The following is a 12,785-nucleotide window of genomic DNA, read 5'->3' as shown; positions in this document are numbered from 1 at the left end:
ACCGGTGACGCACCCCCCGACCGCGGACGAACTGCTCCGTTCGGTCACCGACACAATCGGATCTGAGACGCCGCCGAGCGAGGACGACAGCCTCATCTCCTGGGGCCTGGACTCGATCACCCTGATGAAGATCGCGAGCGGCTGGCGCCGGCAGGGCGTCCGGGTCAGCTTCGCCCAACTGGCCAAGGAACCCACCCTGCGTGCCTGGCGTGCGCTGCTGGAGGAGGTCCAGGCGCCCGCCGCACCCGAGCCCGCCCCCACGGTTCCCGTCGCTCCCGTCGCCGACCCCGACGAGCCCTTCCCGCTCGCCGTCATGCAGCACGCGTACTGGATCGGCCGCGGCGACGACACCACGCTCGGCTCCGTCGCCGCCCACCTCTACGTCGAGTTCGACGGCACCGGCGTCGACCCCGAGCGACTCGACACGGCCGTACGGGCCCTGGTGGCGCGGCACGGCATGCTGCGAGCCCGCTTCACCGACGACGGCCGCCAGCAGATCCTGCCCGCGCTCACCCGCCCCGCGACGACGGTCGACGACCTGCGGGCGCTCGATGCCGAGGCCGTGGAAGCCGAACTGGAGAAGGCCCGGCACTCCTCCTCGCACGCCCGGCTGGATGTCGCGGCCGGTGAGGTGTTCGCCGTGCGGCTCTCCCTGCTGCCGGACGGCCACAGCCGGCTGCACGTCGACGTCGACATGCTGGCCGCGGACGCGCTCAGCTACCGCGTGCTGCTCTCCGACCTCGCCAAGCTGTACCAGAACCCGGAAGACCCGCTGCCGCCGATCCGCACCAGCTACCCCGAGTATCTGACGGAGCGTGCGACCGTACGGCGGCTGAGCCGGGAGCAGTCCCAGGAGTGGTGGCGGCGCCGGGTCCCCGAGCTGCCCAGCGCTCCCGAACTCCCCCTCGTCCCCGAGGCGGAACGCCCCGACGCGACCCGGGTGACCCGGCGGCACCACTGGCTGCCGCCGGCGGAGAAGCAGCGTCTTACGGCCCGCGCCCACCGGCACGGGCTGACTCCCGCGATGGCCGTGGCGACCGCGTTCTCGGAGGTGCTGGCCGCCTGGAGCGCACAGTCCCGCTTCCTGCTCAACGTGCCGATGTTCGACCGCCGGGGATCCCACCCCGATGTCGACCTGCTGGTCGGCGACTTCACCAGCTCGGTGCTGCTCGACGTCGACCTGGCCGGCGAGGCCACGTTCACCGAGCATGCGCGGCGCCTCCAGGACCGTATGCACACCGATGCCGCGCACGCCGACTACTCGGGCGTGGAAGTGCTGCGGGACCTCTCCCGCCACCGCAGTGAACAGGTCCTGGCGACGGTGGTGTTCACCAGCGCGCTCAACCTGGGGGAGCTGTTCGACGCGGGCGTACGGGACTCCTTCGGCAAGCCCGCCTGGATCATCTCCCAGGGCCCGCAGGTCCTGCTCGACGCCCAGGTCACCGAGGTCGACGGGGGACTGCTGGTCAACTGGGACGCGCGTGAGGACGCCTTCCCCGCCGGGCTCATCGACGCGATGTTCGCCGCCTTCCACGGGCTCGTCACCCGGCTCGGCACCGAGGACGAGATCTGGGAACAGCCGGTGCCCGCCCTGCTGCCCGCCGAGCAGACCGCCGTCAGGGACACCGCGAACGACACCGCCGGGCCACGCAGCCACCGGCCGCTCCACCAGGGCTTCTTCACGCGTGCGGCCGAGCAGCCGGACGCGCCCGCCCTGCTGTGGGGCACCGAAGGAGCGCTGTCCTATGGGGAGTTGGCGGACCGCGCGCTGCGCACCGCCGCCGCCCTGGTGGGGCGCGGGATACGCCCCGGGGACACGGTCGCGGTCAGCCTGCCCAAGGGGCCGGACCAGATCACCGCCGTCCTCGGCGTGCTGGCGGCGGGCGCCGCCTACGTCCCGATCGGCGTGGAGCAGCCTGCCGCGCGCAGGGACCGCATCCGGGCCACGGCGGGATTCCGTGTCGCGCTGACCGACGGGCGTGAGACGACAGGCCTCGACGCCCTGCCGGTCGCCGAGGCCCTACGCCACGGCCCTCTGCCGGAACCGGTCACGGTGGACGAGGAGCAGCCCGCCTATGTGCTGTTCACCTCCGGCTCCACCGGCGAGCCCAAGGGTGTCGAGGTGCCGCACCGGGCGGCCATGAACACCGTCGACGACCTCAACGACCGTTTCGAGGTGGGCCGTTCGGATCGCTGCCTCGCCCTCTCCGCCCTGGACTTCGACCTCTCCGTCTACGACCTGTTCGGGCTGCTGAGCGCCGGCGGCGCGGTCGTCCTGATCGATGAGGCCGACCGTCGAGAGGCGAGGCAGTGGGCCGACCTCGTACGGACCCACCGGGTCACGCTCCTCAACTGCGTCCCGCCCCTGCTCGACATGCTGCTGCTCGCCACCGCCCCCGGCGAACTCACCTGTCTGCGGGCGGTGTTGCTCGGCGGCGACCGGGTGGGCACCGATCTGCCGGGACGGCTCGCCGAGCAGGCGCCCGGCTGCCGGTTCACCGGACTGGGCGGTACGACGGAGACGGCCATCCACTCCACCGTCTGCGAGGTGACGGACGGTCGAGTACCGGCCCATTGGCGGTCCGTGCCGTACGGCACACCCCTGCGCAACGTCCGCTGCCGGGTCGTCGACGGCCGCGGCCGGGACTGCCCCGACCGGGTGCCCGGCGAGCTGTGGATCGGCGGGGACGGAGTGGCGCTCGGCTACCGGGCCGATCCGGCGCGTACGGCAGAGAAGTTCACCGAGCGGGACGGCGTGCGCTGGTATCGCACCGGCGACCTGGCCCGCTACTGGCCCGACGGCTCGCTGGAGTTCCTCGGCCGCCGCGACCACCAGGTGAAGCTGAGCGGCTTCCGGATCGAGCTGGGCGAGGTGGAGGCCGCGCTCAGCGGACACGACGCCGTACGGCGGGCCGTGGCCGGACTGACCCGGGGGCCGGGCGTCCAACTGGCCGCGGCCGTGGCGGCCGAGCCGCAGGTGACGGAGGACGAACTCCGCGACTGGGCGCGGTCGGTGCTGCCACCGCACATGGTCCCGGCCCGGATCGCCGTCACCGGGGAACTGCCGCTCACCGCCAACGGCAAGCTGGACCGGCGCGCGGTCGGCGAGCTGTGGGAGGCGGTGGGGGAGCGTGCGCACCGTACGCCCGGAAGCGCACTGGAGACGGTCGTCGCGCGGGTGTGGGCGGACGTCCTCGGCGTCGAGGCCGTCGGCCTGGACGACGGGTTCTTCGCCCTCGGCGGCGACTCGGTGCTGGCCACGGTGATCGTCGGCAGGCTCCGTGAGGCACTCGACACCTCGGAGGTCTCCGTCCGCTCGCTGTTCGCCACGCTCACGGCCGGCGGTATGGCCAAGCGGCTGACGGCCGAGGAGGAGACACCCGGCCGGCTCGAACAGGTCGCCGCCATCCACCTGGAGATAGAGGGGATGTCGGCCGAAGAGGTCGACTCGGCACTGCGGGAGACATAGCGATCGGCAGGGCGCGCCCCGAAGGGGCGCGGGGAACTGCGCGACCAGCCACGATGGCGCCGCAGCAGACCGACAACACCGACCGGGCACTCCCAGCGGAGCGCCTACGCGCCCCGCCGGTGTGTCACCGGTCGAGCATCGTCACTTGTCGAGCTTCGCGAACCCGGGCTCCAGGTTGTCCAGCGCCCAGGGGATGCCCAGCACCGAGGGGCTGCGCAGCTGGCTGATCGTCGCGACGTCCGTCACCACGTAGTTGCCCGACTTCACCGCGGCCATGTTCTTCACCAGCGCGCTGGACTCGAACGCCTTCTTCAGCTCCGGCGTCGTGAACGCGATGACGACGAGATCCGCGTCGAGCTTGTCCAGCTGCTCGAAGGACAGCTCACCCGTGGGGCTGCCGTTCACCGTCTTGATGTTCTTGACCGACGGGGTCAGGCCCATGCCGAGTTCGCTCATCAGCTTGGCGGCGAAGTCGTCCTCGGACGCGATGGTGAAGATCTTGGCCGGGGTGTTGCCGATGGACAGGCTGTACGTCCTGCCGTCCAGCGCCGGGTGCTTGGTCTTCACCGCGGCGACGCTGTCCTCGGTGTCCTGGATGACCTTCTCGGCCTCGCTCTCCTTGCCGAGGGCCTTGCCGACCACCTGTACGTGCTCCTGCCAGGTCTGCTGCCCCCAGGCCGTCTCGTAGCCGATGGTCGGCGCCACCGCGGCGAGCTTCTTGTAGTCCTTGTCCAGGGTGAAGTCGGAGGTGGCCAGGATCAGATCCGGCGTGAGGGCGGCGATCTCCTCGTAGTCCACGGCGTTGAGCGTGTCGAGGAGCTTGGTCTCCTTGGTGTCGATCTTGTCCTTCAGCCACGGATAGATGCCGTCGGAGCTGAGCGCGTCCTTGGAGATGGCGACCGGCGTGACACCCAGGGCGTAGAGCGCGTCGATGTCGTCGGTGCCGCCGTTGCCGACCACGACGACCCGCTCGGGAGCCTTCTTGATCTCGGTGCTGCCGAACTTGTGCTTGACGGTCACCGGGAACGCGGACGACGAGGCCCCCGCGTTCGCGGAGGAACCGTCGTCCTCGTCGTCGACGGAGCCGCAGGCTGCCAGCCCGGCCGCCAGGACGACGGTGAGAAGGGTCGTGCGGAACGATCTCGACATGGCCATGCATCCCTTTTCGCCGGGCGCGGGCAGGAGTCAGTACGGCCGCCAGTAAAGCAAGGTAAGGCTTGCCTTAGCAATGACTTTCGGACATGTCGGAGTCCGGAGTCGGCGCACTGGCGGCCGGTCACGCCCCCTGCCGGGTACGGGTGTTGGATTCCTAGGGCCGTGCTGTGAGGTACCCGCCCATGGTGCGGAAGTAGTCGCTGGCCGCGTACTCCGTGCCGTCATCCGTGCGCAGCCGCCGTACGAGCAGTCCTCGGCAGCGTCCGGTGTGGGCGTCGCTACCGGCCACGATGACGACGCCGTCGCCCTCGGGGATGAAGATGCGGCCCGGCGTACCGCCGTAGCGGCCCTCCGAGACCGTGGCCGAGACGATCCTGAGGCGCTGTCCGCGGTGGAAGGTGTACGCGTTCGGATACGGGTCCGACTGGGCGCGCACGAGGCGCTCCAGGCGCTCCGCCGGCCAGCTCCAGTCGATGCGGCTGTCCTCCGCGGACCGCTTGTGGAAGAAGCTGGCCCGGCCGCGGTCCTGCGGCTGCCAGTGCGCGGTGGCCCTGCCGGAGGCGATGAGGTCGAGGGACTCGCGGACGATCGGTGCGATGAGGTCGACGGTCCGGTGGAACAGGTCGGTCGCGGTGTCGGCCGGCCCGACCGGTACCGCGCGCTGCACCAGGATGTCTCCGGCGTCGAGCTCGGGGTTCATGCGGTGCGCGGTCACGCCGACCCGCTCCTCGCCGTTGATCAGGGCCCAGATGATGGGCGAGAAGCCCGCGTAGGCGGGCAGCAGCGAGTCGTGGATGTTGAGCGTGCCGTGCGGGGGCAGGTCGAACAACTCGGGCGGCAGCCAGGTGCGCCAGTTGTTGGCGACGATGATGTCGGGCCGGGCTTCGCGCAGCGCCGTGAGGAGTTCGGGGTCGTCGGGGCGGTTGCGCAGGAGTACGGGAACGTCGTTCTTCTCGGCGAGTTCGGCGACGGAGTCGTCCCAGATCTTCTCGTAGGCGTGCTCGCTCTTGGGGTGGGTGACCACGAGAACGACCTCGTGATCGGAGTCCAGCAGTGACTGGAGTGTGCGGTGACCCCAGGTCTGGTAGCCGAACATGGCGACGCGCATGCGGTTCTTCCCTCCGGCGGCTCCATTGCAAGGTTAGGCTTACCTTATCTAACATGTGGCTGCCTGAGGGAGGCGATGCCACGGTGAAGTCACCGCTCACGGGACCGGATACCACCTACGACGTCCTCGGAATCGGCTTCGGACCGTCAAATCTTGCACTGGCCATAGCGATTGAGGAACGCAACGCGGAACTCCCGCCCGGACAGCGGCTCAACGCCCGTTTTCTGGAACGACAGCCCCGCTTCGGCTGGCACCGGGGCATGCTCATCGACGACGCGACCATGCAGGTGTCCTTCCTCAAGGACCTGGTGACGTTGCGGAACCCGACCAGCGACTTCAGCTTTCTGTGCTTCCTGGCCGAACGCGGCCGACTGATCGACTTCCTGAACCAGAAGACCCTCTTCCCGCTGCGCGTGGAGTTCCACGAGTACTTCGAGTGGGCCGCGGCCCGGGTCCGGCACCTCGTGGCCTACGACCACGAGGTGACCGCCATCGATCCGGTGCGCGACGAGGACGGCTCCGTGGTCTGCTTCGACGTGGTCTGCGGTTCCCCGGGGGTGACCTACCGGGCGCGCGACCTCAGCGTGGCGGTCGGTCTGGAGCCACATGTGCCGCCGGGCGCCGAGCTGTCCGAACGGGTCTGGCACAACAGCGAGTTGCTGCCTCGCGTGCGCGAGTTCCGCGCCTCGGGCCGGCCGGTGCGTCGCGCCGTCGTGCTGGGTGCCGGGCAGAGCGCCGCCGAGACGGTCGACTATCTGCACCGCAACTTCCCGGACGCCGAGGTCTGCGCGGTCTTCGCGAAGTACGGCTACACCCCGGCCGACGACAGCCCTTTCGCCAACCGCATCTTCGACCCGGACGCGGTGGACCTGTACTTCACCGCTCCCTCCGAGGTCAAACAGTCCCTCTTCGACTACCACCGCTCCACCAACTACTCGGTCGTCGACATGGAGTTGATCGAGTCCCTCTATGCGACCGCGTACCGGGAGAAGGTCGCCGGGCGCGAGCGGCTGCGCTTCCTCAACGTCTCCCGGATCCGTGATGTCCAGCCCCGCGCGGGCGACTCGCTCGCGATCGCCGTGGAGTTCCTGCCGACCGGCGAGCAGCAGGTGCTGGAGGCCGACCTGCTCGTGCACGCGACTGGGTACCGTCCCCGGGACCTGACGACCCTGCTCGGCCAGGCGGCCAAGCTCTGTCTGCGCGACGACGAGGACCAGATCCGCGTGACCCGGGACCACCGCGTGGAGACCGCCCCGGATGTACGGGCGGGCATCTATCTTCAGGGCGGCACCGAGCACACTCACGGAATCACTTCCACCCTGCTGTCGAACACCGCGATCCGCGCGGGCGAGATCCATCACTCGCTGGAGTCCCGGGCGGACTGAACCCCTTCACCCCGTGAACCCCTTCACCCCGTGAACCCTTCGCGTCGGGCGAACGCGAGAGTGTTCCAACTATTGTGAACAATCCTGTCGCGTATCTTGCTGGCACTGTGCCGCGCGGTTACGTTCTCGCCAGCCCCCTTGCCATCAGCCCGCACGCAGAGAGCAGGGACACCAATGAGAGCGATCACCGCCCTGCGCGGCAGAATCCGCGCGACCCTCGCCATCGTGAGCCTCCTCGCCCTGGGGCTCACCGCACCCGTCGTGGCCCGGGCCCAGTCGCCGGACTCGGCCTCGCGTCCCACCTCGACCACGGTGGCCACCTCCGACGGCAAGGTCCGCGGCGACCGGCGGACCGGCTACGACGAATGGCTCGGCATCCCCTACGCCGCCGACGCCTCCGGCACCAACCGGTGGAAGCCCCCGCAGCCGGTCACCAAGTGGTCCGGGGTGCGCGACGCCACCGCCTTCGGCAATCGATGTGCGCAGAACACCGGCTGGGACCCCGGCTACGAGAAGACCATCACCACCGAGAACTGCCTCTCCCTCAACGTCTACGTCCCCGACAGCGCCCGGGCCGGGACGCCGGTCCTGGTGTGGATCCACGGCGGCGGCTTCACCGGCGGCGCGGGCCAGGACACCGACCCGCGCAAGTTCATCGGGCAGACCGGCGCGGTCGTCGTCACCATCAACTACCGCCTCGGTGTGCTCGGCACGCTCAACCTGCCCCAGCTCCAGGCCGAGAGCAAGGACGGCCCCGGCAACTACGGCCTCCTCGACCAGCAGGCGGCCCTGCGCTGGGTGCAGGCGAACATCTCCCGCTTCGGCGGCGACCCGAAGAACGTGACCATCGCCGGCCAGTCCGCCGGCGCCGGCTCGGTCTGCGACCACCTCGCCTCGCCCACCGCCAAGGGCCTGTTCGCCCGCGCCGGCCTCATGAGCGGCGGCTGCAACCTTCAATCCGCCGCCTCCGGTCAGGCACAGAGCGCGGCCTTCGTGAAGGAGGCCGGCTGCGACACCGCCTCCGACACCGTGGCCTGTCTGCGGACCAAGCCCGCCGCCGACCTGCTCGCCGCACAGAAGAAGGCGGGCGTCTCCGTGTCCCTCGGCGGCAGCGCCTTCCCGGTCAACCCCGGAACGGCCGTCCAGTCGGGGGAGTTCAACCGCGTCCCCGTCATGGTGGGCCAGACCGACAGCGAACGCGGCCTGTTCACCTTCCAGAACTACGACTACCTAGGTACGCCGATGACCGCCGCGACCTACGAGCAAGCGGTTCGCTCTTCGTACGGCGACGACGCGGACGCGGTGCTCGCCGAGTATCCGGTCAGCGCCTACGGCAGCCCGGGCGAGGCCTTCACCGCCGCCCAGAACGGCTCCACCTCCTACACCCGACAGCAGCTCTTCGCGACGCTGTCGAAGTGGGTGCCGACGTACGCCTACGAGTTCGCCGAGAGCGACACCCCGCACTTCACCTCCATCTACCTCATCCAGCGGAAGAGCGAGGCCGCCCGCGACTTCCCGTTCGGCGGCGCGATCCACGTAGACGACCTCGGCTACCTCTGGGACTACCTCGGCCAGACCCTCCCCTACGACGACGACCAGCTGGAGCTGTCCGAGCAGATGATCACGTACTGGGGCAGGTTCGCCGCCACCGGCGACCCCAACGGCTCCCGTACGCCGGACTGGCCCAAGTACAGCCAGAAGACCGAGGAGTTGATGTCGCTGGCCGCCTGCGACACGGCACCGTCCGGTCGCCGGGCCCCGGCGGCCTGCTCCAAGGCGAGCCGGGACTTCGGAAAGGAGCACAACCTCGGCTTCTGGGCCGGACTGGCCTGACCCCGTACCCGCGCCCTCGGTTCTCAGCCGAGGGCGCGGTCGAGGTTGAAGGCGGCGCTGATCAGCGCGAGATGGGTGAACGCCTGCGGGAAGTTGCCCTGTTGCTCGCCGGTATGGCTGATCTCCTCGGCGTACAGGCCGAGATGGTTGGCGTAGGTGAGCATCTTCTCGAAGGCGAGGCTTGCCTCGTCGATCCGGCCGGCGTGGACCATGGCCTCGACGTACCAGAACGAGCAGATCGAGAACGTGCCCTCGTCGCCGCGCAGTCCGTCCGGACTGGCCTGCGGGTCGTAGCGGTAGACGAGGGAGTCCGAGACCAGGTCGTGGGTGAGGGCGTCGAGTGTGGACAGCCACTTGGGGTCGGTGGGCGCGATGAACTTCGTCAGCGGCATCATCAGGACGGACGCGTCCAGCACGTCGCTGTCCTCGTACTGCACGAACGCCTGCCGCGTCTCGGACCAGCCGTGCTTCATGATGCGCCGGTAGATCGTGTCGCGGCACTGCCGCCAGCGGATCAGCTCGGCGGGCAGACCGCGCCGGTTGGCCATCCGGATGGCCCGTTCGATGGCCACCCAGCACATCAGCCGCGAGTACAGGAAGTTCTTACGGCCGCCGCGGGTCTCCCAGATTCCCTCGTCGGGCTGGTCCCAGTTCTCGCAGACCCAGTCCACCAGGGCGCACACATCGTCCCACTGCTCGCTGGAGATGGGCTTCGCCCACTTGTCGTAGAGGTAGATGGAGTCGATGAGCGCGCCGTAGATGTCGAGTTGGAGCTGTTCGGCGGCGGCGTTGCCGATCCGTACCGGCGCGGACCCCAAGTGCCCTTCGAGGTGGGGGAGTTCCTGCTCGGTGAGGTCGGTGCGTCCGTCGATGCCGTACATGATCTGCAGCGGGCCCGAAGGCCTGCCGTCGCCCGGACTGACATGCCGGGTCACGAACTTCATGAACGCCTCGGCCTCGCCGGTGAAGCCCAGCCGCAGCAGCGCGTACACACAGAAGGCGGCGTCGCGCACCCACACGTACCGGTAGTCCCAGTTGCGTTCGCCGCCGATCTGCTCGGGCAGGCTCGTCGTCGGCGCGGCCACGATCGCCCCGGTCGGCGCATACGTGAGCAGCTTCAGGGTGAGCGCGGAGCGGTGCACCATCTCCCGCCAGCGGCCCCGGTACTTGGACTGGGACAGCCAGCGCCGCCAGTACGTCACCGTGGTGTTGAACTCGCGCTCGGCCTCGGTGCGTGCACACCCGCGCGGATCCACCGCGCCGCCGACCTGGTCCAGCGCGAAGACCGCCGACTCGCCCTCGGCGAGCTTGAAGTCGGCGCGCGCGTCCAGGCCGTCGGCCTCCAGCGGCACGGTCGCGGTCAGCCCCAGCGACAGGCCGTCGGAGGCGAAGACGGCCACGTCACCCTCCATGTGCACGGTGTGCGGCCGGGTGCCGTAGTCGAAGCGGGGCGCCACCCGCGCGCGGAACGGGATGGAACCGCGCACACACAGCACCCGCCGGATCAGCCGGTGGCGATCCTCGTCGGCCTCGCCGCCGACCGGCATGAAGTCCTGCACCTCACCGACGCCTTCCTCGGTGAAGAACCTGGTGATCAGGACGTTGGTGTCCGGGAAGTAGAACTGCTTGGTCCGGGCCGGCACGGAGGCCGCGAGTTCGAAGGCGCCGCCCCGCTCCGCGTCCAGGATCGCGGCGAAGACGCTGGGTGCGTCGAAGGACGGGCAGCAGTACCAGTCGATGGTTCCGTCGGTGCCCACCAGGGCCACGCTGCGCAGATCGCCGATCAGCCCGTGCTCGGCGATCGGCAGATAGCGCGAAGCCCCCGGTACGTCCTGATCGCTCGGTGTTCCGCCCATCGCAGCCTCCCTGGCCCGGCCTGCTCCGCGTCACTGCCAGCCTAGGCGCTCCGCTGGTTGCGCGGTGATGCTGTATCGATATGCGGCTCCGCCGCGTGCGCGGGCCGGTGGGGGCTGGTCGCGCCCACGCGGCGGAGCCGCATTTCGATACAGCCCCGCGCCCCTTACGGGGCGGCCACGGTGTCAGGCGGTGATCACTCTGATCCCGGCCTCCTCGAACCGCTGTACCGTCTCCGGGTCGGCCGCCGTGTCCGTGACCAGTGTGTCCACCGCATCGGCCGGGCAGATCCGGGCGAACGCCCGACGCCCCAGCTTGCTGGAGTCGGCGGCGACGATCACGCGCTCCGCCCGCTCGCACAGCAGCCGGTTGATCGCGGCCTCCGCCTCGTCGTGTGCGGCGGCCCCGTGGGCCACGTCGAAGGAGACGACGCCGAGCACGGCCACGTCGATCGTGATCTGCCCGAGCACGCCGTCCGCGAGCGGCCCGATGAGCTCGTACGACTGCGCCCGCGCGACCCCGCCGGTCACCACGATCTTGAACTGCGGCCGTACGGCCAGCTCGTTGGCGATGTTGAGGGCGTTGGTGACGACGGTGAGTGCGGGGGAGCCGGATGAGAGATCACTGCGTACGGCGAGGGCGCGCGCCACCTCGGTGGTGGTCGTGCCGCCGGTCAGCCCCACCGCCTCACCGGGCGCCACGAGATCCGCGACGGCCTTGGCGATGCGCTGCTTCTCGGAGGCGTGCCGGGCGGTCTTGTAGCGCAGCGGGAGTTCGTACGACACCCCGTGCACGACCGCGCCGCCCCGGGTGCGCACCAGCATCTGCTGCTCGGCGAGCTGATCGAAGTCGCGTCTGATCGTCGCCGCCGACACATCGAGGTCGGCCGCGGCCTCCTCGACGTCCAGCCGGCCTCGCTCGACGAGCAGCTCCAGCAGCGCCTTCCAGCGGGCGTCGCGCGACATCCGCGGCCTCCGATCCTCGATCTTCCGGTGACACTAGCGCACACCATTCCAGGCCGAATGCTTGATTGTGCTCGAAAGCTCGCTATATCTTGCAAGAACAAGCAAAGCTGGGAGGGGTGTGGCATGACCCATGTCGAGGACGAGCTGACGAGCCAGCCCGAGTGCTGGACGCGGGCCGCGGCGGAGGCCGGGCAGCACGGCGGGGTGCTTCCGGCGCCGGGGGAGCGGGTCGCGATCGTCGGATGCGGCACCTCGTACTTCATGGCGCAGGCCGCCGCGGGCCTGCGCGAGGGCGCGGGACAGGGCGTGACGGACGCGTTCGCCGCGTCCGAGTTCCCGTACGGCCGCCCGTACGACCGTGTCGTCGCCCTCACCCGCTCCGGCACCACGACCGAAGTCCTCGAACTGCTCGGGCGGTTGAAGGGCCGTACGCGCACGACCGCCGTCACCGCCGACCCCGGCACGCCCGTCATGGCGGCCGCCGATGACGTCGTCGTGCTGAACTTCGCGGACGAACGGTCCGTCGTGCAGACCCGGTTCGCGACCACCGCGCTGACCCTCTTCCGCGCCCACCTCGGCCTGCACGCCGATTCGGTCGTCGCCGACGCCCGCACCGCACTCGCCGCCCCGCTGCCCGAAGGGCTCGTCGACTGCACCCAGTTCACCTTTCTCGGCCGAGGCTGGACCGTGGGGCTGGCCAACGAGGCCGGACTGAAGATGCGCGAGGCCTCGCTGTCGTGGACCGAGGCCTACCCGGCGATGGAGTACCGGCACGGCCCCATCAGCATCACCACCCAGGGCACGGCGACCTGGATGCTCGGGGAGCCGCCCGAGGGCCTGGCCGAACAGGTACGGGCCACCGGCGGGCTGTGGGTGGCCGGCGGTCTCGACCCGCTCGCCGAGCTGGTCCGCGCCCAGCGGCTCGCCGTCGCAGTCGCCGCCGCCCGCGGCCTGGACCCGGACCGGCCCCGTCACCTCACCCGCTCGGTGATCCTCGCCGACTGAAGGGACCGACC

The 12,785-nt window shown here is 70.2% G+C and carries 8 protein-coding genes; 4 read left to right on the top strand and 4 right to left on the bottom strand.

Annotated elements, in window-relative coordinates:
- Positions 1-4: 4 nt before the first annotated feature.
- A complete protein-coding gene (locus tag KCH87_RS26600; protein ID WP_210588782.1) occupies positions 5-3,469 on the top strand; it encodes a non-ribosomal peptide synthetase in 3,465 nt (1,154 codons plus the stop codon).
- Positions 3,470-3,610: 141 nt separating this feature from the next.
- Here the strand turns inward: KCH87_RS26600 and KCH87_RS26595 are convergent, their stop codons facing one another.
- Both KCH87_RS26595 and KCH87_RS26590 read right to left on the bottom strand, forming a co-directional pair.
- A complete protein-coding gene (locus KCH87_RS26595) occupies positions 3,611-4,618 on the bottom strand; it encodes an iron-siderophore ABC transporter substrate-binding protein (protein WP_210588781.1) in 1,008 nt (335 codons plus the stop codon).
- A gap of 160 nt (positions 4,619-4,778) precedes the next feature.
- Positions 4,779-5,732, bottom strand: coding sequence for a methionyl-tRNA formyltransferase (locus KCH87_RS26590; protein ID WP_210588780.1), 954 nt, complete (start codon positions 5,730-5,732; stop codon positions 4,779-4,781).
- Positions 5,733-5,815: 83 nt separating this feature from the next.
- Here KCH87_RS26590 and KCH87_RS26585 point away from each other — a divergent pair, with 83 nt between their 5' ends.
- Together KCH87_RS26585 and KCH87_RS26580 are read left to right on the top strand one after the other, a co-directional pair.
- Positions 5,816-7,117: a lysine N(6)-hydroxylase/L-ornithine N(5)-oxygenase family protein gene (locus tag KCH87_RS26585; protein ID WP_210588829.1), complete on the top strand. Its 1,302-nt coding sequence runs from the start codon at positions 5,816-5,818 to the stop codon at positions 7,115-7,117.
- 174 nt (positions 7,118-7,291) lie between these two features.
- Complete coding sequence (locus KCH87_RS26580; protein ID WP_210588779.1) at positions 7,292-8,950, top strand: carboxylesterase/lipase family protein; 1,659 nt, start codon at positions 7,292-7,294, stop codon at positions 8,948-8,950.
- A 23-nt stretch (positions 8,951-8,973) separates the two neighbouring features.
- On the opposite strand, the gene KCH87_RS26575 is transcribed toward KCH87_RS26580, so the two are convergent.
- Positions 8,974-10,806, bottom strand: a complete 1,833-nt coding sequence (locus KCH87_RS26575; protein WP_210588778.1) for a glycoside hydrolase family 15 protein — start codon at positions 10,804-10,806, stop codon at positions 8,974-8,976.
- Positions 10,807-10,989: 183 nt separating this feature from the next.
- Positions 10,990-11,769, bottom strand: a complete 780-nt coding sequence (locus tag KCH87_RS26570; protein WP_210588777.1) for a DeoR/GlpR family DNA-binding transcription regulator — start codon at positions 11,767-11,769, stop codon at positions 10,990-10,992.
- Between the two features lie 123 nt (positions 11,770-11,892).
- On the opposite strand from KCH87_RS26570, the gene KCH87_RS26565 reads away from it, so the two are divergent.
- The gene (locus KCH87_RS26565) at positions 11,893-12,774 is read left to right on the top strand and encodes an SIS domain-containing protein (RefSeq protein WP_210588776.1); all 882 of its coding nucleotides are present in this window, start codon (positions 11,893-11,895) and stop codon (positions 12,772-12,774) included.
- The last annotated feature ends 11 nt before the right edge of the window (positions 12,775-12,785 follow it).

The organism is Streptomyces sp. GESEQ-35 (genome assembly GCF_017948485.1).
GTDB lineage: Bacteria > Actinomycetota > Actinomycetes > Streptomycetales > Streptomycetaceae > Streptomyces.
Note: the sequence above shows the minus strand (reverse complement) of the source record. Positions and strands in the feature narration are given on the sequence as shown.